Source organism: Streptomyces sp. NPDC048275 (assembly GCF_040652275.1).
Lineage (GTDB): Bacteria > Actinomycetota > Actinomycetes > Streptomycetales > Streptomycetaceae > Streptomyces.
Genome location: NZ_JBEZLR010000005.1, coordinates 36,841 through 60,491, shown reverse-complemented (window position 1 = coordinate 60,491; position 23,651 = coordinate 36,841). Strand labels below are relative to the sequence as shown.

The window sequence follows — 23,651 nt, the reverse complement described above, 5'->3', positions numbered from 1 at the left end:
GGTCAGGGGCGGTTGTCAGTGGTGGGGTGCAGTATGGGGGCATGGTGCGGAAAGCGGCGGGCGGGACCGGCGGGTCGGGCACGGCGGGTAAGGGGAAGAAGCGGGTGGCGGGGGCGCGGCGACCGGAGGTGCGGCTGCCGTCGCTGGAGGCGTACGACGGCTTCGGGCTGGAGCCCGACGGAGACTATGACGGGCTGGATTTCCGGGAGTTGGACTTCGGCGGGCAGGACGGCGGGGGTGCGCGCTTCATGGACTGCGCCCTGACGGGGTGTGCGCTGGACGAGACGCGGCTGCGCCACGCGCGCGTGCTGGACTCCGTCCTGACGGGCATACGGGGGGTGGGTACCGATCTCGCCGAGTCGACGTTGCGTGACGTCGAGCTGGTCGACGCGCGGCTGGGCGGCGTGCAGTTGCACGGTTCCGTCCTGGAGCGTGTCCTGATCCGGGGCGGCAAGATCGACTACCTGAATCTGCGCAAGGCCCGGCTCAAGGATGTCGTCTTCGAGGGATGCGTGCTGGTCGAGCCGGACTTCGGGGGCGCCCGGCTGGAGCGCGTGGAGTTCGTGGACTGCGCCCTGAAGGGGGCGGACCTGACCGCGGCGACCCTGGTGGACGTGGACCTGCGCCGCGCGGCGGAGCTGGACATCGCCCGGGGCGTGGACCGGCTGGCGGGGGCAGTGATCAGCCCGTCTCAACTGCTCGATCTGGCACCGGTGCTGGCCGCGCAGATAGGGGTGCGGGTGGAGGCGGCAGGGTAGGGGCCGTGCGCTTTCCCGGCAGGGTGAGGACCGTGTGCTTTCCGGCAGGGTGAGGGCCGTGTGCCTTCCGGCAGGGTGAGGGGGGTGCGCTTTCCCGGCAGGGTGAGGGCCGTGTGCTTTCCGGCAGGGTGAGGGCCGTGTGCCTTCCGGCACGGTGAAGGGCGTGCGCTTTCCGGCGGGGTGAGGGGCGTGCGTTCTCGGTGCGGAGCGGCTGTACTCGGCTTGTCCGGCGTGAGGGGGGGCTGGGGGCGTAGCCCCCAGTGAGGTCCGCGTCGGCTCAGGGCAGTCGAGGGAAGCGGGCCTCCAGCGTCCAGATCGCCGGGTTCTCGCGGAGCGCCTCGTGCAGGTCGGTGAGGTCGGCGATCAGGTCGTGCAGGAAGTCGCGGGCCTCGCGGCGGAGTGCGGCGTGGGAGAAGGTCAGCGGCTCCTCGTCGCGCGGCATCCAGTCGGCCTCGACGTCCACCCAGCCGAAGCGGCGCTCGAAGAGCATGCGGTCGGTCGACTCGGTGAAGTCGAGTTCGGCGTGCTGGGGGCGCGAGGCCCGGCTGCCGCGCGGGTCCTGGTCGAGCTGCTCCACGATGTCGCACAGCGCCCAGGCGAAGTCGAGCACCGGCACCCATCCCCAGGCTGTGGACAGCTCCCGGTCCGCCTTGGTGTCGGCGAGGTAGACGTCGCCGCAGAACAGGTCGTGCCGCAGCGCGTGGACGTCCGCGCGGCGGTAGTCGGTCTGCGGGGGGTCGGGGAAGCGGTTGGAGAGGGCGTAGCCGATGTCGAGCACGTAGCTGATGGTGTCACGCTCTCGTAGTATCAAGAGCGTGCCCCGTTCCTCCGTATCTATCCCCTTTTTCCTGACCCTGGTCCTGGCCCTGGCCCTCGGTCTGGCCACGTGCGGCGGAAGTGGCGTGCACGGAAAACCCGGCGCCTCCGGCGTACGCGACCCGTACTTCCCGAAGATGGGCAACGGTGGCTACGACGTCACCCACTACGACCTGACCCTCGCCTACGACCCCCAGGCGCAGCATCTCACCGGCACGGCGGAGATCACGGCGCGCGCCACCCAGAACCTCAGCGCGTTCAACCTTGACCTCGAGGGACTGGACGTCGAAGGCGTCACTGTCGGCAGCGAGGCCGCCCGCTGGAACCGTGCCGGGCAGGAACTGACCGTGCGCCCGCGCGACGACCTCGACAAGGGCGAGACGTTCCGCACGACGGTCCGCTATTCCGGCACGCCCGAGACGATCATCGACCTGGACACCCCGGCCGAGGGCTGGCTGCCCACCGACGACGGGGCTCTCGCCCTCGGTCAGCCCATCGGTTCGATGGCGTGGTTCCCCGGCAACCACCACCCCTCCGACAAGGCGTCCTACGACATCACGGTCACCGTCCCCAAAGGCGTGCGGGCGGTCTCCAACGGCGAGCCGAAGAGCGAGAGGACGACCCCCGACGGTCGTACGACGTCCACCTGGCACACCGCCGAACCGATGGCGAGCTATCTCGCGACGGTCGCGATCGGCAGGTACGACATCACGCGCACCGTGACGAAGAGCGGCCTGCCCGTGTATGTCGCCGTGGACCCGACAGAGGCCGAGGCGAGCAAGCAGGTGCTGGCGCGCATCCCCGAGATGATGGACTGGGCGGTGCGCAGGTTCGGCCCGTACGCCTTCTCCTCCACAGGCGCGATCATCGACCGCTCCGACGACGTGGACTACGCCCTGGAGACCCAGACCCGTTCCGTCTTCCCCGGCGCCCCCGCCATCGAGCTCTTCGTCCACGAGCTGGCCCACCAGTGGTACGGCAACTCCGTCACGCCCAAGTCCTGGCAGGACATGTGGTTGAACGAGGGCTTCGCCACGTACGCGGCGTGGCTCTGGGAGGAGGACCACGGGGGCGCCACGGCTCAGGAGACCTTCGACGCCCTCTACCGGGGCGACCTCGGCGATGACTCCGACGCCGGCGAAGGGATCTGGGCCTTCCCCCCGGCGAAACCCACCGGCGCCGCCCATGTCTCCGACGACCCCGTCTACGAACGCGGCGCCATGGTCCTCCACAAGATCCGCCAGACCGTCGGCGACGACACCTTCGACGACATCATCCGGGGCTGGGCCACCACCCACCGCCACGCCAACGCCGACACCGCCGACTTCACGGCGTACGTCGAGAAGATGGCGCCGGGCAAGGACTTCAGCGAGATCTGGGACGACTGGCTGTACGGCGAGGGCAAGCCGCCGAAGCCGTGAACATGCCCAAGACCGTGGTCATCCCCTGCGCGGCGTACCCCGCATCTCCTTGAGCAGCTGAGGGAGCCGGGGCGGCGACAACGCGTCCGCCGAGGTATCGGTGCTGCGATCCGAGGAATGCGATTCCCTTATGCCATTCGATTCGCCATCCGAGGTCGGTGAAATCGCCGGCCGTGGAGGACCACACATGACCGAGACTCCCGACACCGTGCGCGCGCTGGACCTCGCCCCTCACCCCGAGGGCGGTTGGTACCGCCGCCTCTACACCTCCCCGGTGACGGTCCCGCACCCCGAGCACGGCGGACCCCGCCCGTCGGCGACCCTCATCCACTACCTGCTGGGTCCCGCCGACCGGTCGGCCTGGCACACCGTCGCCTCCGACGAGATCTGGCTCTGGCGCACCGGCGGCCCGCTCCTGCTGCGCACCAGCCCACCCGGCCCCGAACCCACGGTGGTGACCACTCACTTCCTGGGCCCGGACGCGTCCGGCGGTCACGCGCTCCAGCACCTCGTCCCCGCACATCACTGGCAGAGCGCCGTACCGGCGAGCGACGAGGAAGTCCTCGTCAGCTGTCTGGTCACTCCCGGCTTCGACTTCGCGGATTTCACCCTGTTGCAGGGCCCCACCGCGAACGACGCGAACGACGCGACCGGCACAGGCGATCCGAAGCCGACGGGGCTGTAGCTCCCGTGGCGGTCCCTACACGCGCGGAGCCCTCCCCTACAGGTGTGCGGGGGAGGGCTCCGAAACTGCCGCGTACGGATCAGACGTTGACGCCGAAGTCCTGGGCGATGCCCACCAGGCCCGACGCGTAGCCCTGGCCGACCGCGCGGAACTTCCACTCGGCGCCGTTGCGGTAGAGCTCGCCGAAGACCATCGCGGTCTCGGTGGCGGCGTCCTCGCTCAGGTCGTAGCGGGCGATCTCGGTGCCGCCGGTCTGGTTGAGGATGCGGATGTAGGCGTTGCGGACCTGGCCGAAGTTCTGCGAGCGGTTCTCCGCGTCGTAGATGGAGACCGGGAAGACGATCTTGTCGACGTCGGCGGGGAGGCCCGCCAGGTTCACGTTGATCGCCTCGTCGTCGCCGGCGCCCTCACCCGTGCGGTTGTCGCCGGTGTGGACGATGGTCTGGTCCGGGGTCTGCTTGTTGTTGAAGAAGACGAAGTGGGCGTCCGAGTAGACCTTGCCCGTGGTGTTGACCGCGATGGCCGAGGCGTCGAGGTCGAAGTCGGTGCCCGTGGTGCTGCGGACGTCCCAGCCGAGGCCCACGGTGACGGCGGCCAGGCCCGGAGCCTCCTTGGTGAGCGAGACGTTGCCACCCTTGGACAGGCTTACAGCCATTGTTGGGAGTCCCTTCCCTCGTTTGCGTACGTGCGCTGTGCCCGTACGTTTGGGCTTCGTACGGGCACGAAGCTACAGCTACTCGTAAGAACGCCGATGGGGGCACCAAAGGTTCCGGCCCTCTTTACTTTCTTTACCTTCGGGGCGGGGAGCGGCCGTGGGCACGGGGCGGCGAAAACAGGGTGACGTGGACGGGACAGACACGCGACCATGGACCCATGTCCGGTCCTTACGTCATCCGCGGCTCCGTCTCCCTTCCCGAGGCCGAGCTCATGTGGCGTTTCTCGCGCTCCAGTGGGCCCGGCGGACAGCACGTCAACACCAGTGACTCCCAGGCCGAGCTGCGGTTCGACCTCGCCAAGACCGAGGCGCTGCCCCCGGTCTGGAAGGAGCGCGCCCTCGCCAAGCTCGCCGGGCGGCTCGTCGACGGGGTCATCATCGTCCGCGCCTCCGAGCACCGGTCGCAATGGCGCAACCGGGAGACCGCGGCCGTACGACTCGCTTCCCTGCTCGCCGAGGCGACCGCACCGCCACCCAAGCCGCGCCGGGCAGGCCGTATCCCCCGAGGGATCAACGAGCGGCGGTTGCGCGAGAAGAAGCAGCGCTCCGACACCAAACGGGGGCGTTCCGGGCGCGACTGGGGCTAGGGCCTGTCCGGCGGATCAGGTCGAAGGAAGCAACGGAGCCTGATCAGCGCCGATGGGCGTGCCAGACCCTGCGTCTGCGGCATGATCCGTTGGACGGGCCCTAGGACGGGTCCTCGCTGCGACAGGCCTTGGCGATCACTCGTGGCTACTCTCGGGGCATGGACGGATACGAGGACAGGGCGCATCTGGAGTGGTGGGCCAACCGATCGAGCTGCCTGGCGCGGATCCCTGTCCGGCTGGCCGCGGTGCCCGACTCCCGTGCGTGGGACGCCGTCGTCTCCCCGCCGCTGGACAGCGGTGCGAGTGAGGACATGCAGTTCCTGATCGAGGCCAGCCCGTACTTCACCCTTCGCTTCGACGACGACTCCGTGGCGGCGGTCGAGGTGGAGCGTGCCCCGGGAGCCGGCCGACTGCGGTTGAGCGCCGTTCCGGAGACGTGAGCGACAAGCGATGAGTGACGGCGAACTCCAGCAAAGAACAAAACAGAACAGAGAGCGGCCGGCCGGGCTCGGCGTCACGGTTCTCGACCGGTAGGCCCCCTGGGCCCCCGGATCAGCCCAACTGCCGGTACCGGCCCTTGAAGTACGTCAGCGGGCCGCCGTCCGCGCTCGGCACCGATGCCGTCAGTACGCGGCCGATGACGAGGGTGTGGTCGCCGGCGGGCACCCGCTGCTCGGTGCGGCACTCCAGGGTCGCCAGGGAGCCGCCCACCAGGAGCGCCCCGGACGCCTCACCGCGGACGTACGGGATGTCCTCGAAGAGCAGCCGGTCGCTGATACGGCCCTTCATCGCGAAGCGGCCCGCGACGTGGCGCTGGCTCTCGGAGAGCACGGAGACGGCCCACAGGGGCTGTTCGTCGAGCAGGTCGTCCATGCGGGAGCCCTCGCGCAGACTGACGAGGACCAGCGGCGGGTCCAGGGAGACGGACATGAAGGCCGTCGCCGTCATGCCGACGTCCTCGCCGCCCGGCCCGTCCGGATCCAGCGCGGGCTCGTGCGCGGTCACCAGAACCACGCCCGCGGCCAGCCGGGTCATGGCGGCGCGGAACTCGTCGTTGCTCACCCCCTCAGCATGCACGGAGGGGGTGGGCGCAGGGGCGGAGGGAGCGACAAGGGGAGTGTTCAGCACGCCGAAACGCTAGTCTCCGCCCCTGGCACGCCACATGGGGCCGTGGCCCGAACCGGGACCTACCTGGGTCCTAGGACCCGGGGGGCGCAGAACGGACACAACCGCTCACAGTGTCCGCACGACCTTCAGGCATGCGTTCAGTAAACACACAGGGAAAATGCAGAAACCCCACTCAATTGTTCATCTTCGGCTGTGACTTGAGTCACAGGAGCCATATTTTGTTGACCCTGTGTACCGAGTGGGCAGCGCGCTGTGATTCAGTGGCTGGGAGCTATGGAAGAAGCTACCGGGTAGTACGCGTTAGGGAACCAGGTACAGAGAACCAGGTACGCCGAAGACAACCCTGGAGTTGCTGCGAGGTCTCGAGGGGAGGGCGCATGGAGACCGAGTCGGAGCCCTATGTCCGTCTTGCGACCCTGCGGCAGCTGCATCAGGTGATGGCGGACATGAACACCGCGCGGAGCCTGGCGGACACGCTGCAGACCGTTGCCGACGGCGTCGTCACGGGCCTCGGCTACGAGCTGGCGTGTGTCAACCTCGTACGCCCGGACGGCGACCTCGTGGTCGCCGCGCTCGCCGGAAACTCCGCCGCCGAAGCACTCATCACCGGCCGCGTCGGCTCCCGCACCTCCTGGGACCGGCGGCTCAACATGGGCGAGGCCTGGGGCGACCTCAGGTTCATACCGCACACCGAGGGCTGGGTCCTCGACGACGACGACGTACCGCAGTGGTACACCGAAGGGCCCGCACCCCGGTTCGAGGACGAGTGGCACCCCTCCGACCGCCTCTTCGCCCCGATGTACACCGCGGGAGTCTCCGGCGCGAGCACCGGCGAGCTGATCGGCGTCCTGTCCGTGGACCGGCCGCGCAACGGCCGACGACCGGGCGCGTGGGGGCGCGAGGCGCTCCAGATGTACGCCTTCCAGGCCGCCATCGCGATCAGCAACGCGCGTCTACGCGCGAACATGCAGCGCGCCCTGGTCCGCCTCGAGCGCGAGCAGCAAGCCCTGCGCGCCAGCGAGGAGTCCTTCCGGCAGGCCTTCGAATACGCCCCGAGCGGCATGGCGATCGCGGAGATGGGCGGCGATCAGCACGGCCGCATCCTGCGCACGAACGACGCCCTGTGCCGTCTCCTCGGCCGCCCCGCCTCCGCGATGCGCCGCTACGCCTTCTCCGACCTCGTCCACCCCGAGGACATCGGCACACTGCTGCGGACCTCGGCGGAGGGCGGGCGCGCGGAGCTGAGACTCTGCCGCCGCGACAACACGTACGTCTGGGTGTCGCTGCGCAACTCCGTCGTCGCGGACGCCGCCGACGGCCCGCGCTTCCTGCTCACGCACGTCGAGGACATCGAGGAGCGCAAGCGCCGCGAGCTCCAGCTCGCCCACCGCGCCTCGCACGACTCGCTCACCGGCCTGCCGAACTCCGCCGAGCTGCGCTCCCGCCTCGGTTCCCGCATCTGCCGGCGCCCGCAGGCCGAGGTTCCGGGCGCGGTCGAGTCGCTGGACGCGGCGTACGGACACGGGCCGTACGCGGACCGGGCGGCCGAGCACGGCGGACCGGCCGGACACGACGGGCATGCCGGTGAGAACGGTCACGTCAGCGGGAACGGGCACGGCTTCGGCTTCGGGCCCGGCTCCGAGGCGTACGACGCCTTCGACCACCATGTGCACACCGTCGCGCCCGAGGGGGAGACGGACGACGGCGCCAAGGGGCTCGCGGTGCTCTTCTGCGACCTCGACGGCTTCAAGTCGATCAACGACCGGTTCGGGCACAACGCGGGCGACGCCGTGCTCATCGAGGTCGCCAGACGCCTGACGAACGGCGTCCGGGACGGCGACACGGTCGCCCGGCTCGGCGGTGACGAGTTCGTGGTGCTCGCCGACGGGCTCGGCAGAGCGGACGCGGCGGACCTCGCCGTACGGCTGCGGAACGCGATCATTCCGCCCATCCGTGTGGACGGCCGGGCCGTCCGGGTGGGCGCCAGCTTCGGCATCGGCTGGGCACAGTGCGGCATGACCGCGGACGAGGTGCTCAAATCCGCCGACGAACGTATGTACGTCGAGAAACGGTCTCGTCCCAAACAACATCGGCGTGCCGGATAAGTAGCAGGTCAGTGGGTTGGTGTGGTGAAGGCCCCCCGTTTGGCCCCCTGGGAGCGGGTAGGCTCGACATTCATCCATGTACCGCGTTTGAACCGCACCTGTTGAGGAGACCAAGGGATGACGCCCGGCAACAACGGCGCGAGCACGCCCGAGGACGACGACCCGTTCGGCTATCTCTACGCCGACGGTCAGGCCAACGGCGCCACCCCGCCCAGCGGAGGCGGCGGCTATGGCTACCCCGGCTCGGTCAACCGGGTGCGGGCGGTCGGCGAACGCCAGTACGGCGGCCAGCAGGCCCCCCAAGGCCAGCAGGCCCCGACCGCGCAGTACGGCCAGCAGGCCGCTCCGACCGCGCCCTACGGCCAGGTGCCGCAGCAGCAGGCGTACGGCCAGCAGCCCGGCTTCGGGCAGCCGAACGCGAACTACGCGGCGCCCGAGACGATGCCCGGCGGCGCGCCCACCACCCGGCACGCGCCCGTGGGCAATGGCAGGGGCCGTGGGCCGAACACCAAGGGCCTGCTGATCGGCGCGATCGCCGTGGTCGCCGCCGTCGTCATCGGCATCGGCATCGCCATGATGAACGGCGACTCGGGCGACGACGACACCACCGGCAACGAAGCGGGCTCCAGCCCGACCGCAACCGCCAGCGCCTCGCCCAGCGAGTCCGCGTCTCAGGGCACCGCGTCTCCGAAGGAGCTGCCGAAGGCGGACGCGAAGGTGGTGAAGCTGGGCACCGGCGTCACCACGGCTTCGGACGTCGCGGGCGCGAGCGCCGACGGCGGAGTCTATGTGACGGGCCTGAACGCCACGGGCGCCTCGGTCACCTGGACCGTCAACGGCATTCCGAAGGACGGTACGTACACCCTGTTCGCGCGCTACAGCGCGGCCGGCGACGACCAGCAGATGACGCTCACCATCAACGGCAAGACGTTCGGCAGCAAGCTGAGCATGAAGAACTACGCGAAGGCCGCAGACGGTGACTTCGCGAAGGGCTGGACGACGACCTTCGCTTGGCCCACCCTCACCAAGGGCACCAACACGATCTCCATCTCCTGCGGGGACGGCGACAAGTGCAACGTCCTCCTCGACCAGCTGTCGCTGAAGGCAGGCCAGGTCGAGAAGTAGCCGGGCGAGGAGGGGCGGCGGTCACGCCGCCGTCGCGTCCGCCGTCACCGCGATCTGGCCCACCAGCGTCTCGTAGGCCGCCCGGTCGAACTCGCCCGCCACCGGCGCCATGACGGTCGCAGCGGACAGGGCGACCGCGCGGGCCAGGCGCTCCGGCCAGGGCAGGTGCTCCACCAGGCCCGACAGCAGGCCCGCGACCGCCGAGTCGCCCGCGCCGGTCGGATTGCCGTGCACGCGCCGGGGCGGGGCGGCCCGCCACAGGCCCTCCGCGGTGTGGGCGAGCAGACCCTGAGCGCCCAGTGAGGCCACGACGGAGTGCGCGCCGCGCCTGCGGGCGTCCCTCGTCGCCTGCAACGGCTCGTGGGAGCCGGTGAGTTCGGCCAGTTCCTCGGCGTTCGGCTTGACCAGGTCGGGGCGGGCGGCGACCCCGCGGCGCAGCGGTTCGCCACTGGTGTCGAGAAGGACCGGGACGGCCGTCGCGCGGGCGGTGCGGATCAGTCCGGCGTACGCCCCCACCGGCACCCCCGGTGGCAGGCTGCCGCACAGGGCCACCGCCGAGGCGGAGCGCAGCAGATCCTCGTACGCCTCCTGGAAGGCGCCCCACTCCGTGGGGGCTATCTCTGGGCCGGGCTCGTTGAGTTGAGTCGTGTCACCGGTCGTCGTGTCGACCACCGCGATCGTGCGGCGGGTCGATCCGGTGACGGGGACGAGTGCGTCCACCACGCCTGGGGTGCCCGTGAGGTGGTCCTGGACGACGCGGCCCGTCGCGCCGCCGGTGAAGCCCGTGACCGTCACCTCGTGACCGAGGGCCGCGAGCACCCGGGCCACGTTCAGGCCCTTGCCGCCGGGGCGTTCGGTCACCTCGGTCACCCGGTGAGAGGTGTGTGGGCGCAGGGCGCGTACGCGATACGTGATGTCGAGAGCGGTGTTCAGCGTGACCGTGAGGATCACTGGGGCCGACCTCCCTCGCACTGCGACTCGTTGTTTCCGGAGGCCCGATCATGCCAAAAACAACGTCGGTCGGCCCAGTCCCCCGGGCTGACCGCCGTACGTCACGTAGCCTCCAACGAGTCGGAGAATCACCCCAGTTGTGGGTCAACCACCCATTCGCCTCGCCGCATCACGCCCTTGAGCGCGAAGTCGGTGTCCAGGATCACCAGGTCGGCGTCCTTGCCCGGCTCCAGGGAGCCCACCCGGTCGTAGCGGCCCAGCAGGCGGGCCGGGTTGGCGGACAGGGCCGCGACGACGTCCTCGACCGGCAGCCGGTCGACCGTCACCGCCCGCTGGAAGGCCCGGTCCAGCGTGAGCGTGGAGCCCGCGATCGAGCCGCCCTCCACCAGCCGCGCCACACCGTCGCTGACCTCGACCTCCAGCGGGCCGAGCAGATAGCGGCCGTCGCCGAAGCCCGCCGCGTCCATGGCGTCGGTGATGAACGCCACCCGGTCCGCGCCCGCATGACGGAACGCCAGCTGGAGGGCGGCGGGGTGCAGATGCGTGCCGTCGTTGATCAGCTCGACGGTGATCCGGTCGTCCTCCAGGAGGGCGGCGATCGGGCCGGGGGCGCGGTGTCCGAGCGTGGGCATCGCGTTGAACAGATGCGTCGCCACGGTCGCGCCCGCGTCGATCGCCTCCCGCGTCTGCTCGTACGTCGCGTCCGTGTGCCCGATCGCCGCGATCACCCCGTGCTCGGCCAGCAGGCGTACGGAGTCGATGCCGCCCGGCAGTTCGGTGGCGAGCGTGACCATCGTGGCCCGGCCGCGTGCCGCGTCGATCAGCTTGCGGACCTCCGCCGGGTCCGGGTCGCGCAGCAGCTCCTCGGAGTGCGCGCCCTTGCGGCACGGCGAAATGAACGGGCCCTCGAAGTGGATCCCGGCGATGTCGCCCTGCTCGGCCAGCTCGCTCAGCAGCCCGGCGCGCTGGGCCAGCCCGTCCATGTCACCGGTCACCGTCGAGGCGACAAGGGTGGTGGTGCCGTGCAGCCGGTGGGTGTGGATGCCCTTCAGGACCTCGTCGACGGTCCCGGAGGTGAAGGACGCGCCGCCGCCGCCGTGGTTGTGCAGATCGACGAAGCCGGGGACCAGCCAGTGGTTTCGTACGTCGATGACCTGGGCGTTCTCGGGAGCGGTGGCGGCGATCCGCGCACCCTCGACGATCACTCGGCCGTCGTCCACGATCCCCGTGGGCAGTACCACCCGAGCACCGGCGAGAACCTTGCTAGTGGCCATCAAGTGGTTACCTCCGAGGGGTGACGGTAGCGGTCAGGAGATCCCAGGCCAGCAGCCCGGCGCCGAGACATCCGGCGGTGTCGCCGAGGGCTGCCGGGACGATCGACGGCAGCTTCTGGAAAGTGATGCGCCGCCGGACGGCGTCCCGCAGCGGCGTGAACAAGGTTTCCCCGGCCTCGGCCAGACCGCCGCCGATGATCAGGGTGCGCGGATCCAGCAGGGTGAGCGCGGTGACGAGCCCGTCGGCGAGCGCGTCGACGGCGTCCCGCCAGACGTCCTGTGCGCGGGGGTCCCCGGACCCGACCGCCTGCGCGCAGTCCGCCGCGTCCGCCGCCGGATCCCCGGACACCCGGGCCCAGGCCTCGCTGACGGCCGCCGCGGACGCGTACCGTTCCAGGCAGCCGTGCTGCTCGCACGGACACGGGGTGCCCCCGGGGCGTACGACGATGTGGCCGATCTCGCCCGCGAAGCCGTGCGCGCCCGCCTCGACGCCGCCGTCGATGCCGATCGCGCCCGCGATGCCGGTGCCGAGGGCGATGAAAAGGAAGCGGTCGGCGCCCTGCCCCGCGCCGACCCGGCCTTCCGCCAGTCCGCCGGTGCGCACGTCGTGCCCGAGCGCCACCGGTACCCCGCCCAGCCGGTCGCCCAGCAGTCGGCGCATCGGGACGTCGCGCCAGCCGAGGTTGGCGGAGTACACCGCGATGCCGCGGCCGGCGTCGACGATGCCGGGGACGGCGACTCCGGCCGCCGCCGCGGGCTCGCCGAGGTGCAGCTCGCCGTACCCGCGCAGCTCGGCCGCGAAGTCGAGGATCGCGTCGACCACGGCGTCCGGACCGCGCTGTCGGCCGGTGGCGCGGCGGGCCTGGTGGAGCAGCTCGCCCCCGGCCCCGACCAAGGCGGCCTTCATCCCGGTGCCGCCCACATCGAGGGCGATGACATGTCTCACGGGGGACAGTCTCGCCCCTTACCCCAGGAGAGGTCTAGTCCACTCGGGTGGTGTAGACCTTGCATCCGCATGCCGAGACAGATGCAACGGGTGCGGAAGCAAAGAGTGTGAAGCCAATGTGGAGTCAGTGTGCAGGGGTTGGGAGAAAGAGCAGTGCAGCGGCGTAGGACAGGACTGATCGCGGTGGCATCCGCCTTGGGCATGACGGCGGCCCTCACGGGCTGCGGCGGCTCCGGCGATTCCGAGGACGTGACGCTCAAACTCGTGGCCGCCGACTACGGCGACTCCAAGGCCAACAGCTCCCAGAAGTACTGGGACGAACTCGTCAAGGAGTACGAGGCCGACCACCCGAGGGTCAAGGTCGAGGTCAGCGTCTACTCCTGGACCGACGTCGACCGCAAGGTCAAGGAGATGGTCGCGGCGGGCAAGGCCCCCGACATGGCGCAGATCGGCGCGTACGCCGACTACGCGGCGAAAGGCCAGCTCTACCGGGTCGACGACGTGCTCTCCATACCCGTCCAGGCCGACTTCATGTCGCAGCTCACCGAGGCCGGGCAGATGAACCGGGTGCAGTACGGCATGCCGTTCGCCGCCTCCACGCGGCTGCTCTTCTACAACAAGAAGCTCTTCTCGCAGGCCGGCCTCACCCCGCCGCAGAGCTGGAGCGAGCTCGCCGCCGACGCCGCGGCGCTCAAGGCCGAGGGCGTCGAGATCCCGTACGCGCTGCCCCTGGGGCCCGAGGAGGCGCAGGCGGAGACCATGCAGTGGCTGCTGAGCGGCGGTGACGGCTACACCGACGACGTCGGCACCTACGGCCTCGACTCCGAACAGAACGTCAGCACCCTCACCTGGATCAAGGACGAACTGGTCGACAAGGGCCTCACCGGACCCGTCGCGCCTGCGAAGCTCAATCGTGCCGCCGCGTTCGCCGCGTTCACGCGCGGCGAGGTCGGGATGCTGAACGGGCACCCCACGCTGATGAAGACGGCCGCCGAGAAGGGCGTGAAGTTCGGCATGGTGCCGATGCCCGGCGCCAACGGCAATCCCGGAGCCACGCTGGGTGTCGCCGACTGGATGATGGCCTTCAAGAAGAACGGCCACGGTGAGCAGATCGGCGACTTCCTCGACTTCGTCTACTCCGAGAAGAACGTGCTCGCCTTCTCCCACGAGTACGACCTGCTGCCGGTCACCACGTCCGCGTCCGAGGCCATGGCCGTCGACAAGGACGACAAGGACTTGGCCCCGTTCCTCGACGAGCTCCCCTCCTCCCAGCTCTACCCGGCCGGCAAGACCTCCTGGGCGTCCGTCAGCGCCGACATCAAGCAGCAGATCGGCAAGGCGGTCTCCTCGGGCGGCAGTCCGTCCAGCGTCCTCGGCAGCCTTCAGCGCGCGGCGACGATCCGGGACGCCTCGGAGTAGCACTGTCGGTGGCGGCGGTTACGGTGCTGTCCATGGACGAGCTGAGCGCGCGGGAGCAGGGGATCCTCGCCATGGAGCGCCGGGGCTTCACCGGCCCCGGTGCCAAGGAGCGGGCGATACGGGAGCAGCTGGGGCTGGCTCCCGTGCGCTACTACCAGCTGCTCAACGCCCTCCTCGACGATCCGCGGGCCCTCGTCCATGATCCGGTGACGGTGAATCGGCTGCGGCGGGTGCGGGAGGCCCGGCGGGCCGAGCGTTGACCTTGGGGGCTCCGCCCCCGACTCCGGCTGCGGGCGGTAGCCCCCGCACGGCCGGACCACGTATGGCTCGATGAGCCGTGGGTGCGCCCGCGCCCGGCCGGATAAGGTCACCGTATGGGCAGCCATTCGGAACCCCCGGAAGCCACGGACTCCTTGCCGACGCCGACGACGCCCGCCGGGCGTGACGGTCTCGACGCCATCCTCGCGCGGCCCGACCGCGCAGTGATCGCCCTCGATTTCGACGGAACGCTCGCCCCGATCGTCCCCGACCCGGAGCAGGCCCGCGCCCACCCCGACGCGGTCCCCGCCCTCGCGGCCCTCGCCCCGAAGGTCGCCGCCGTCGCCGTCGTCACCGGCCGCCCGGCCGGCGTCGCGGTCCGCCACGGCGGCTTCGCGGGCGTGCCGGGGCTGGAGCACCTCGTCGTCCTCGGCCATTACGGCGCCGAACGCTGGGACGCGGTGAGCGGCACCGTCAACGCCCCCGCCCCCCACCCCGGCGTCTCCGCCGTCCGCGCCGAGCTGCCCGGGTTCCTGGACGGGATCGGAGCGTGGCAGGGCACCTGGATCGAGGAGAAGGGGCGCGCGGTCGCCGTCCACACGCGCCGTGCGACGGATCCGCAGGCCGCGTTCGAGGCCCTGCGCGAGCCGCTCACCGAACTCGCCGCCCGACACGGCCTGATCGTCGAACCCGGTCGGATGGTCCTCGAACTCCGTCCCCCGGGCATGGACAAGGGCGTCGCCCTCCTGGAGTACGCCCGCGGGGTCGGCGCCGAAGCCGTCCTCTACGCCGGCGACGACCTCGGCGATCTCCCCGCCTTCGCCGCCGTCGACAAACTCCGCTCCGACGGCGTCCCGGGCCTCCTGGTGTGCAGCGGCAGCTCGGAGGTCGCCGAGCTGGCAGACCGAGCGGACCTGGTGGTCGACGGCCCGGCAGGAGTCGTACGCCTACTCAGCGCACTGGCGACAAGGCTGGAGTGACAGGCCCCCGCAGGCCCGCACCCGGCCCCCTCAGCCCTCCAACTCCCGCAACTGCTCAAGAAACCACTGCGCCGGAGGCAAGGCCGTAGCCGCGGCGGCAAGCCGTTTCGTACGCTCGGCCCGCTCCTCCACCGGCATCGTCAGCGCCGCGTGCAGCGCGGCCGCCGTGCCGACCACGTCGTACGGGTTCACCCCGATCGCGTCCTCGCCCAGCTCCTCGTACGCCCCGGCCTCCCGGGACAGCACCAGCACGCACCCCTCGTCGGAGACGACCGGCATCTCCTTGGCGACGAGGTTCATGCCGTCCCGGATGGGGTTGACGAGGGCGACGTCGGCCAGCCGGTACGCGGCCAGGGAGCGGGCGAAGTCGTCCTTGACGTGAAGCACGACGGGGGTCCAGCCCGGTGTTCCGTACCGGGAGTTGATCTCGGTCGCCAGACGCTGCACCTCGGCCGTGTAGTCCCGGTACACGGCGAGATCCTGGCGGGACGGGTACGCGAAGGCCACGTGGACGACGCGCTCGCGCCAGGACGGCTGGTCGTCGAGCAGCTGTCGGTACGCCAGCAGGCCCCGCACGATGTTCTTCGACAGCTCGGTCCGGTCGACCCGCACGATCGTCTTCCGGCCGGCCCCGATCTGCTCACGCAGCGTGACCATCCGTTCAGCGACGTCCGCCTCGTGCGACCGCTTCCGCAGGAAGTCCGCGTCCGCTCCGAGACCGTGCACGCCGATCCGGGTGTCACCGAGGCCGCCGACGAGCTCGCCCGCGCACGCCGTGAACGCGTCCGCCCAGCGGTGCGTCAGGAAGCCCAGCCGGTCCGCGCCGAGCATGCCGCGCAGCACCTGCTCGGCGATGTCGTCGGGCAGCATCCGGAAGTAGTCGACCGGCGCCCAGGGGGTGTGGGAGAAATGGCCGATACGCAGGTCGGGGCGGAGTTCGCGGAGCATTCCGGGGACGAGGGTCAGGTGGTAGTCCTGTACGACCACCACGGCCCCGTCGGCCGCCGAGTCGGCCAGCGCCTCGGCGAACGCCCGGTTGTACGCCTCGTACGCCGCCCACTGGCGCCGGAATTCGGCGTCGAAGACCGGCTCCAGCGGCGTCTGGTACAGCATGTGGTGGACGAACCACAGCACGGAGTTCGCGATGCCGTTGTACGCGTCGGCGTGCACCCCGGCGTCGATGTCCAGCATCCGCACGCCGTCCTCGCCGATCCCGCGCCGGACCGCCTCGCGGTCGCCGTCGCCGAGCGCGGAGCACACCCACAGCGCGCCCGCGTCCGGCCCGATCGCCGACAGGCCCGAGACCAGCCCGCCTCCGCCGCGCCGGGCGTGGAGCGAGCCGTCCTCTCGCACCTCGTACGAGACCGGGCCGCGGTTGGAGGCGACGAGGATTCGATGGGTGCCGTGCGTTGAGGCCATGCCACCAAACCTAGCCCGGCGCCGAAACGCTCAAACGTTCCTCTACGCGGCCCGCCTCTTTACGTACTCGGAGATCTCCGCCATCGGAGGCCTTTCCTCCGTGTCCACCGAGTGGGTGCGCGGCTCGAAACCGTCCTCGCCCCGTTCGAACTGGGTGAGGGCCGGTCGGATGAGGTGTCCGCGGGCCAGCCGGAGCTGCGCCGTGCGGTAGATCGCGGCGGACATGCGGCCCAGCGCCTGCCCGTCCTGGTGCCGGTGCTTGCGCACTCCCACGTCGACCTGGGCGAGCGCGTCCAGGCCCACCAGGTGCAGTGCGTCGATGAGCATGCCCAGCTCGACGCCGTACCCGACGGGGAAGGGGAGCTGTTCGAGAAGGGAGCGGCGGGCCGCGTACTCGCCGCCGAGCGGCTGGACGAAGCCGGCCAGTTGCGGCCAGTGCATGTTGAGCAGGGGGCGGGCCATGAGTTCGGTGACGCGGCCGCCCTGGCCGGCGGCGGAGCCCAGCGGTCTGTCATACATCGCTTTGACGAGGTCCACGCCGGGCTCGGTGAGCAGCGGCCCCACGATCCCGGAGACGAAGTCCGACGAGAACTCCTTCAGATCGGCGTCGATGAAGCAGACGATGTCCCCACTGGTCACCAGGAGTGACCGCCACAGGACCTCGCCCTTGCCGGGGGCGGCCGGGATGCGCGGCAGGATCTCGTCCCGGTGCACGACTCGCGCACCCGCCGCGGCGGCCACCTCCGAGGTGCGGTCCGTCGAGCCCGAGTCGATGACGACTATCTCGTCGACGAGGGGCACCTGCTGCATCAGGTCGTGGCGGATGACGGCGACGATCTCGCCGACCGTCTCCTCCTCGTTGAGCGCGGGCAGTACGACACTGACCGTCGACCCTGTGGTGCGTTTCGCGGCCATGAGCTGGTGGAGCGGGCGATCGGTCACGGACCAGGAGCGTGTGCTCAGCCAGCGCTCGACTTCCTTCAGCACAGTCTGCGGCTCCTCACTGTCTGATCACCCGGTTTCTCACGGTGTGATCCATCTCGCGGTTCGGACGACTATCTCAACTGTCCTGGCCTTCGGTTACAGTCTTGAACAACGCGGATGACCATCGCATTGCGTAGATCGTCCGCACACAATCGAATACCGCTCATCCAGAGGGGCAGAGGGATACGGCCCGTTGAAGCCCCGGCAACCCTCCAGCCGGTCTCGTACGACCACCGACTACGTCGTCGTCGCGAGGCTCCCGGCTCGGGAAGGTGCCAAATCCGTCTCACGGCGAAGTGCGTCGTGAGGAAGATGAGGAGAAAGGGCCTCGCCTCCATGGCTGCGCAGACCGTCGCAAGCACCACCGCTAGCGCCACCGAAAGCACTACGAACAGCGTAGACGGTGTCGATCTCGGACCCGCCGCCGCGCTTTCCTGCCGCGAGTGCGGTCACCGTGTGCCCCTCGGCCCGGTTTTCGCCTGCGAGGAGTGTTTCGGCCCGCTGGAGATCGCGTACGACTTCTCGGCCTACGAAACCGAGGAGCTCCGCAAGCGCATCGAAGCGGGCCCCGCGAACATCTGGCGCTACGCGCCGCTGCTGCCCGTCCCGGCCGACGTGGCCGACAAGCCGAACATCAACCCCGGCTGGACCAAGCTCGTCAAGGCCGACAACCTGGCCCGCGAGCTGGGCGTCGACCCCGGCAAGCTCTTCGTCAAGGACGACTCCGGCAACCCGACGCACTCCTTCAAGGACCGCGTCGTCGCCCAGGCCATCGAGGCCGCCCGCGCTTTCGACTTCACCACCCTCTCCTGCTCCTCCACCGGCAACCTCGCCGGTGCGGTGGGCGCCGCCGCCGCCCGGGCCGGCTTCCGCTCCTGTGTGTTCATCCCGCACGACCTGGAGCAGGGCAAGGTCGTCATGGCCGCGATCTACGGCGGCGAGCTCGTCGGCATCGAGGGCAACTACGACGACGTGAACCGTTTCTGCTCCGAGCTGATCGGCGACCCGGCCGGCGAGGGCTGGGGCTTCGTCAACGTCAACCTGCGGCCGTACTACGCGGAGGGGTCGAAGACGCTCGCGTACGAGATCTGCGAGCAGCTCGGCTGGCAGCTCCCCGACCAGCTGGTGATCCCCATCGCCTCCGGGTCGCAGCTGACGAAGATCGACAAGGGCTTGCAGGAGCTGATCAAGCTCGGTCTGGTCGCGGACAAGCCGTACAAGATCTTCGGTGCGCAGGCCGAGGGCTGCTCGCCGGTGTCCGTCGCCTACAAGGCCGGCCACGACGTCGTACGCCCGCAGAAGCCCAACACCATCGCCAAGTCGCTCGCCATCGGCAACCCGGCCGACGGGCCGTACGTGCTCGACATCGCGCGACGGACGGGCGGGGCCGTGGAGGACGTCAACGACGAGCAGGTCGTCGACGCGATCAAGCTGCTGGCCCGGACCGAGGGCATCTTCGCGGAGACCGCCGGTGGAGTGACGGTGGGTGTGGCGAAGAAGCTGATCGAGAACGGTCTTCTCGACCCGACGCTGACGACCGTCGTCCTCAACACCGGGGACGGGCTCAAGACGCTGGACGCGGTGGCGGGGACGGGGTTGACGGCGACCATTCGTCCCAACCTGGAGTCGTTCCGTGAGGCCGGGCTCGCGTAGGGCTTCGCCAGGAGGGTTCCTTTCGCGCTGCGGGCCGTGGCCGGCTGGTCGCGCCCACGCGGTGGAGCCGCACATGTCACCGCCCCGCGCCCCTCACGAGGCGCTGTACTCGACCGGAGGTCATCACCCATGAGCGTCAACGTCCGCATCCCCACCATCCTGCGCACCTACACCGGCGGCAAGGCCGAGGTGAAGGCCGAGGGCGGGACCCTCGGCGAGGTCATCGCGGATCTGGAGAAGAACCACACGGGCATCTCCGCCCGCGTGCTGGACGACCAGGGCAAGCTGCGCCGGTTCGTCAACGTGTACGTCAACGACGACGACGTCCGTTTCGAGCAGGGACTGGAGACGGCGACGCCGGACGGCGCGGGCGTCTCGATCATTCCGGCGGTCGCCGGAGGCTGATCGCCGGCCCGGATCGTTACCCTCGGTAACTCCGAATACGCAGAGTTCATCGAATTGCCCCCTCCGTGAGAGAAGCGGAGGGGGCAATTCTGTATGGTTGAGCGCGGTACAGTTGGGGAAGCTGCTTCGCTTTCCATGCCGGATGCATATGAGCTTCAGTGATTTCCCGGCCGGTTGCCCGATAAGAAGTAGCCAAAGTGCCCCACCTTTTTGAGCCGTTTATGGCATTTATGGGGCCCGACTTGCCCTGAATCCTTGCTAATTCTCCGCATATTTCCGATCGGGCGCGCTCGGAATTCTCGTCCGATTGACCTGTTGCAGAGGGCAGTTGGACAGATACATTCAGCCGCGGTCGACGCGTTCCGGCGCACACCCCCAACCGTTGGGGGGTGAGGTCTGACCCGGGCCCGCGAAGTGCGGTCCTGTGCAAGGGCCAGTAATAGGGGAGTTAGGCATGGCTCAGGGCACCGTCAAGTGGTTCAACGCGGAGAAGGGGTACGGCTTCATCGCGGTCGACGGTGGTGCGGATGTTTTCGTCCACTACAGCGCGATTCAGATGGACGGCTACCGCACCCTGGAAGAGGGTCAGCGGGTCGATTTCGAGATCTCGCAGGGCCAGAAAGGGCCGCAGGCGGACATGGTCCGACTCGCGGCCACCGGCTGAAGCACGCGCCGACTGACTGTTCGACGTGACGAAGGGCTCGTATCCCCACCAGGGGGTGCGGGCCCTTCGGTCTGTCCGTCTGCCTGCCGGTCGGCCCGCCCGGCCGCCCGTCTGTCCGGCCGACCGTGCGCGCCCCCGTGTTCACCTGCGGATCGGCCGGAGCCGCTTGCACTCGGCAGGGGCGAGTGCTAATCATTGGCGTTAGCACTCTGAAGGTGAGAGTGACAACGAGGACCGGGTCGGTGAGGCCCGCAGGCCAAGTGGGGCAAGGAACCACGAGGTATGCAGGCCGTCCGTCGCGGGCGCCAGCGCGGTCCGGAGCAATCCACCCCAGTCCGGGAGGACCACTTCACATGGCCAAGATCATCGCGTTCAACGAGGAGGCGCGGCGAGGCCTCGAGCGCGGCATGAACCAGCTCGCGGACGCCGTCAAGGTCACCCTTGGCCCCAAGGGCCGCAACGTCGTCCTCGAGAAGAAGTGGGGTGCCCCCACGATCACCAACGATGGTGTTTCCATCGCCAAGGAGATCGAGCTCGAGGACCCGTACGAGAAGATCGGCGCCGAGCTGGTCAAGGAAGTCGCCAAGAAGACGGACGACGTCGCCGGTGACGGTACGACCACCGCGACCGTTCTCGCGCAGGCGCTGGTCCGCGAGGGCCTGCGCAACGTAGCCGCGGGTGCCAACCCGATGGCCCTCAAGCGCGGTATCGAGAAGGCCGTCGAGGCCGTCTCCGGTGCCCTGCTCGAGCAGGCCAAGGATGTCGAGACCAAGGAGCAGATCGCTTCCACGGCCTCCATCTCCGCCGCCGACACCCAGATCGGCGAGCTCATCGCCGAGGCGATGGACAAGGTCGGCAAGGAAGGCGTCATCACCGTCGAGGAGTCCCAGACCTTCGGTCTGGAGCTGGAGCTCACCGAGGGTATGCGCTTCGACAAGGGCTACATCTCGGCGTACTTCGCCACCGACATGGAGCGTATGGAGGCCGTCCTCGACGACCCGTACATCCTGATCGCCAACTCGAAGATCGCCAACGTCAAGGACCTGCTCCCGCTCCTCGAGAAGGTCATGCAGTCGGGCAAGCCGCTGCTGATCATCGCCGAGGACGTCGAGGGCGAGGCTCTGTCGACGCTGGTCGTCAACAAGATCCGTGGCACCTTCAAGTCCGTCGCCGTCAAGGCCCCGGGCTTCGGTGACCGCCGCAAGGCCATGCTCGGCGACATCGCCATCCTCACGGGCGGCGAGGTCATCTCCGAGGAGGTCGGCCTCAAGCTGGAGAACGCCGGGATCGACCTGCTCGGTCGCGCCCGCAAGGTCGTCATCACCAAGGACGAGACCACGATCGTCGACGGCTCCGGCTCCGCCGACCAGGTCGCCGGTCGCGTCAACCAGATCCGTGCCGAGATCGAGAACTCGGACTCGGACTACGACCGCGAGAAGCTCCAGGAGCGCCTGGCGAAGCTGGCCGGCGGCGTGGCCGTCATCAAGGCCGGTGCCGCCACCGAGGTCGAGCTCAAGGAGCGCAAGCACCGCATCGAGGACGCCGTTCGCAACGCGAAGGCGGCCGTCGAGGAGGGCATCGTCGCCGGCGGTGGCGTGGCCCTCATCCAGGCTTCCTCGGTCTTCGAGAAGCTGGAGCTGACGGGTGACGAGGCGACCGGCGCCAACGCCGTGAAGCTCGCGCTGGAGGCCCCGCTCAAGCAGATCGCCGTCAACGGTGGTCTCGAGGGTGGCGTCATCGTCGAGAAGGTGCGCAACCTGCCCGTCGGCCACGGCCTGAACGCCGCGACCGGTGAGTACGTCGACATGATCGCCGAAGGCATCATCGACCCGGCGAAGGTCACGCGCTCTGCCCTGCAGAACGCCGCGTCCATCGCCGCGCTGTTCCTCACCACCGAGGCCGTCATCGCCGACAAGCCGGAGAAGGCCGCCGCGGCCGCTCCGGGCGGCATGCCGGGCGGTGACATGGACTTCTGATCCCTTCCGGATCAGCTCTGTCCTTACGTTTCGAGGGCGGCATCCCCACTCCAGGGGGTGCCGCCCTCGGGCGTGTCCGGGGTCACAGAAGGAGGCGGAGGGCGGCGGAATGCCATGGCCGACGGGTCGGTTGTCGTTGTAAGCGCAGTTAATGCACGTGCACATATCATGTGCCGTTCGCCACCTGCTCGATGTCCGCCCGACCTCTCCGAGGAGCCCCCACGTGACGCTCGACGTCTCCGTCTCCCGCGCCGCCGAGATACTGTCCCGCCCCGTCTCGCTGAACGGCCTGACCGTCCCGAACCGGATCGCGATGGCGCCGATGACCAGGCAGTTCTCGCCGGGCGGCGTCCCGGGTGAGGATGTGGCCGGGTACTACGCCCGCCGCGCTGCCGCGGGCGTCGGTCTCATCGTCACGGAAGGCACGTACGTCGGCCACGACTCGGCCGGGCAGAGCGACAGGATCCCGCGCTTCCATGGCGCGGAGCAGCTCGAGGGCTGGACGAAGGTCGCCGACGCCGTGCACGCGGCGGGCGGCACGATCGTGCCGCAGCTGTGGCACATCGGCATGGTGCGCGAGGCGGGCCAGCCGCCGTTCGCGGACGCGCCCGCGGTCGGCCCCTCGGGCCTCCGCCTCGATGGCACGTCCGGTGCGGGCAAGGCGATGACCCAGTCCGACCTGGACGATGTCATCGCCGCGTTCGCCGAGGCCGCGGCCACCGCCGAGCGCATCGGCTTCGACGGGGTCGAACTGCACGGCGCGCACGGCTACTTGATCGACCAGTTCCTGTGGTCGGGCACCAACCGGCGCACGGACGCGTACGGCGGTGACCCCATCGCCCGTACGAAGTTCGCGGCGGAGATCGTCGCCGCGGTACGCGACTCGGTCTCGTCCGACTTCCCCGTCCTCTTCCGCTACTCGCAGTGGAAGTCCGACAACTACGACGCCCGGCTCGCGGAGACCCCCGAGGAGCTGGAGGCCATCCTGACCCCGCTCGCCGCGGCCGGCGTGGACGCCTTCCACGCCTCCACCCGCCGCTACTGGCTCCCGGAGTTCGACGGCTCGGACCTGAACCTGGCGGGCTGGACGAAGAAGCTGACGGGCAAGCCCACCATCACCGTCGGCTCGGTCGGCCTCGACGGCGACTTCATCAAGGCCTTCCAGGGCGAGGGCTCCCCGGTGGCGGCCCTCGACAACCTCCTGGACCGCCTGGAGCGCGACGAGTTCGACCTCGTCGCCGTGGGCCGCGCCCTGCTCCAGGACTCGGAGTGGGCGGCGAAGGTGCTGGACGGACGGTTCGGTGAGCTGGGGGCGTACGACCCGAAGGCGCTGAGGACGCTCAGCTGAAGCGTCCTTCACGCTTCGAGGGCGGCACCCTGTC

General features: G+C 69.8%; 23 protein-coding genes and 1 riboswitch. Of the genes, 15 read left to right on the top strand and 8 right to left on the bottom strand.

Features of this window, described 5'->3' with window-relative positions; translation table 11 throughout:
- Nucleotides 1-41: 41 nt before the first annotated feature.
- Complete coding sequence (locus AB0D57_RS05200; protein WP_362067185.1) at nt 42-758, top strand: pentapeptide repeat-containing protein; 717 nt, start codon at nt 42-44, stop codon at nt 756-758.
- Between the two features lie 277 nt (nt 759-1,035).
- Here the strand turns inward: AB0D57_RS05200 and AB0D57_RS05195 are convergent, their stop codons facing one another.
- Nucleotides 1,036-1,536 (bottom strand): hypothetical protein, encoded by a 501-nt coding sequence (locus AB0D57_RS05195; protein WP_362067183.1) that lies wholly within the window; start codon nt 1,534-1,536, stop codon nt 1,036-1,038.
- 7 nt (nt 1,537-1,543) lie between these two features.
- Between AB0D57_RS05195 and AB0D57_RS05190 the strand changes: the two genes are divergently transcribed.
- Both AB0D57_RS05190 and AB0D57_RS05185 read left to right on the top strand, forming a co-directional pair.
- On the top strand, nt 1,544-2,995 hold the full coding sequence (locus AB0D57_RS05190) for a M1 family metallopeptidase (RefSeq protein ID WP_362067181.1): 1,452 nt from the start codon (nt 1,544-1,546) through the stop codon (nt 2,993-2,995).
- 187 nt (nt 2,996-3,182) lie between these two features.
- The gene (locus tag AB0D57_RS05185) at nt 3,183-3,680 is read left to right on the top strand and encodes a cupin domain-containing protein (protein WP_362067179.1); all 498 of its coding nucleotides are present in this window, start codon (nt 3,183-3,185) and stop codon (nt 3,678-3,680) included.
- A 79-nt stretch (nt 3,681-3,759) separates the two neighbouring features.
- Here the strand turns inward: AB0D57_RS05185 and AB0D57_RS05180 are convergent, their stop codons facing one another.
- Nucleotides 3,760-4,335 (bottom strand): TerD family protein, encoded by a 576-nt coding sequence (locus AB0D57_RS05180; RefSeq protein WP_362067177.1) that lies wholly within the window; start codon nt 4,333-4,335, stop codon nt 3,760-3,762.
- Nucleotides 4,336-4,553: 218 nt separating this feature from the next.
- Here AB0D57_RS05180 and arfB point away from each other — a divergent pair, with 218 nt between their 5' ends.
- Both arfB and AB0D57_RS05170 read left to right on the top strand, forming a co-directional pair.
- Nucleotides 4,554-4,982 (top strand): alternative ribosome rescue aminoacyl-tRNA hydrolase ArfB, encoded by a 429-nt coding sequence (arfB, locus tag AB0D57_RS05175; protein ID WP_362067175.1) that lies wholly within the window; start codon nt 4,554-4,556, stop codon nt 4,980-4,982.
- Between the two features lie 158 nt (nt 4,983-5,140).
- The gene (locus AB0D57_RS05170; RefSeq protein WP_362067173.1) at nt 5,141-5,422 is read left to right on the top strand and encodes a hypothetical protein; all 282 of its coding nucleotides are present in this window, start codon (nt 5,141-5,143) and stop codon (nt 5,420-5,422) included.
- A gap of 112 nt (nt 5,423-5,534) precedes the next feature.
- Here AB0D57_RS05170 and AB0D57_RS05165 read toward each other — a convergent pair whose 3' ends face one another.
- Entirely contained in the window at nt 5,535-6,110 is a 576-nt protein-coding gene (locus tag AB0D57_RS05165; RefSeq protein WP_362067170.1) for a flavin reductase family protein, read from the bottom strand.
- A gap of 377 nt (nt 6,111-6,487) precedes the next feature.
- On the opposite strand from AB0D57_RS05165, the gene cdgB reads away from it, so the two are divergent.
- On the top strand, nt 6,488-8,215 hold the full coding sequence (gene cdgB, locus AB0D57_RS05160) for a diguanylate cyclase CdgB (protein WP_362067168.1): 1,728 nt from the start codon (nt 6,488-6,490) through the stop codon (nt 8,213-8,215).
- Nucleotides 8,216-8,332: 117 nt separating this feature from the next.
- Nucleotides 8,333-9,340 (top strand): carbohydrate-binding protein, encoded by a 1,008-nt coding sequence (locus tag AB0D57_RS05155; RefSeq protein ID WP_362067166.1) that lies wholly within the window; start codon nt 8,333-8,335, stop codon nt 9,338-9,340.
- A 21-nt stretch (nt 9,341-9,361) separates the two neighbouring features.
- Here the strand turns inward: AB0D57_RS05155 and AB0D57_RS05150 are convergent, their stop codons facing one another.
- The 3 genes from AB0D57_RS05150 to AB0D57_RS05140 form a co-directional block, all read right to left on the bottom strand.
- Nucleotides 9,362-10,291 carry a 1-phosphofructokinase family hexose kinase gene (locus AB0D57_RS05150; protein ID WP_362067164.1) on the bottom strand — a complete coding sequence of 310 codons (930 nt, stop codon included), beginning with the start codon at nt 10,289-10,291 and terminating at the stop codon, nt 9,362-9,364.
- Nucleotides 10,292-10,419: 128 nt separating this feature from the next.
- Nucleotides 10,420-11,565, bottom strand: coding sequence for an N-acetylglucosamine-6-phosphate deacetylase (nagA, locus tag AB0D57_RS05145; RefSeq protein WP_362067162.1), 1,146 nt, complete (start codon nt 11,563-11,565; stop codon nt 10,420-10,422).
- Between the two features lie 7 nt (nt 11,566-11,572).
- Nucleotides 11,573-12,511 (bottom strand): ROK family protein, encoded by a 939-nt coding sequence (locus AB0D57_RS05140; protein WP_362067160.1) that lies wholly within the window; start codon nt 12,509-12,511, stop codon nt 11,573-11,575.
- Nucleotides 12,512-12,664: 153 nt separating this feature from the next.
- Between AB0D57_RS05140 and AB0D57_RS05135 the strand changes: the two genes are divergently transcribed.
- The 3 genes from AB0D57_RS05135 (at nt 12,665) to otsB (ending at nt 15,168) form a co-directional block, all read left to right on the top strand.
- The gene (locus tag AB0D57_RS05135) at nt 12,665-13,930 is read left to right on the top strand and encodes an extracellular solute-binding protein (RefSeq protein ID WP_362067158.1); all 1,266 of its coding nucleotides are present in this window, start codon (nt 12,665-12,667) and stop codon (nt 13,928-13,930) included.
- 32 nt (nt 13,931-13,962) lie between these two features.
- Complete coding sequence (locus tag AB0D57_RS05130) at nt 13,963-14,190, top strand: DUF3263 domain-containing protein (RefSeq protein WP_362067156.1); 228 nt, start codon at nt 13,963-13,965, stop codon at nt 14,188-14,190.
- 114 nt (nt 14,191-14,304) lie between these two features.
- The gene (otsB, locus tag AB0D57_RS05125; protein WP_362067154.1) at nt 14,305-15,168 is read left to right on the top strand and encodes a trehalose-phosphatase; all 864 of its coding nucleotides are present in this window, start codon (nt 14,305-14,307) and stop codon (nt 15,166-15,168) included.
- A 30-nt stretch (nt 15,169-15,198) separates the two neighbouring features.
- On the opposite strand, the gene AB0D57_RS05120 is transcribed toward otsB, so the two are convergent.
- Nucleotides 15,199-16,587 (bottom strand): trehalose-6-phosphate synthase, encoded by a 1,389-nt coding sequence (locus tag AB0D57_RS05120; RefSeq protein ID WP_362067152.1) that lies wholly within the window; start codon nt 16,585-16,587, stop codon nt 15,199-15,201.
- 42 nt (nt 16,588-16,629) lie between these two features.
- A complete protein-coding gene (locus tag AB0D57_RS05115; RefSeq protein WP_362067150.1) occupies nt 16,630-17,574 on the bottom strand; it encodes a glucosyl-3-phosphoglycerate synthase in 945 nt (314 codons plus the stop codon).
- A 157-nt stretch (nt 17,575-17,731) separates the two neighbouring features.
- Nucleotides 17,732-17,890, top strand: a riboswitch (SAM riboswitch).
- Between the two features lie 17 nt (nt 17,891-17,907).
- Here AB0D57_RS05115 and thrC point away from each other — a divergent pair.
- The 5 genes from thrC (at nt 17,908) to AB0D57_RS05090 (ending at nt 23,617) form a co-directional block, all read left to right on the top strand.
- Nucleotides 17,908-19,224 carry a threonine synthase gene (gene thrC, locus AB0D57_RS05110; protein WP_362067148.1) on the top strand — a complete coding sequence of 439 codons (1,317 nt, stop codon included), beginning with the start codon at nt 17,908-17,910 and terminating at the stop codon, nt 19,222-19,224.
- A gap of 129 nt (nt 19,225-19,353) precedes the next feature.
- On the top strand, nt 19,354-19,629 hold the full coding sequence (locus tag AB0D57_RS05105) for a MoaD/ThiS family protein (RefSeq protein ID WP_362067146.1): 276 nt from the start codon (nt 19,354-19,356) through the stop codon (nt 19,627-19,629).
- 454 nt (nt 19,630-20,083) lie between these two features.
- A complete protein-coding gene (locus AB0D57_RS05100; protein WP_362067144.1) occupies nt 20,084-20,293 on the top strand; it encodes a cold-shock protein in 210 nt (69 codons plus the stop codon).
- Nucleotides 20,294-20,646: 353 nt separating this feature from the next.
- Complete coding sequence (gene groL, locus AB0D57_RS05095; RefSeq protein ID WP_362067142.1) at nt 20,647-22,269, top strand: chaperonin GroEL; 1,623 nt, start codon at nt 20,647-20,649, stop codon at nt 22,267-22,269.
- A 223-nt stretch (nt 22,270-22,492) separates the two neighbouring features.
- Complete coding sequence (locus tag AB0D57_RS05090; protein WP_362067140.1) at nt 22,493-23,617, top strand: NADH:flavin oxidoreductase; 1,125 nt, start codon at nt 22,493-22,495, stop codon at nt 23,615-23,617.
- Nucleotides 23,618-23,651: the final 34 nt, after the last annotated feature.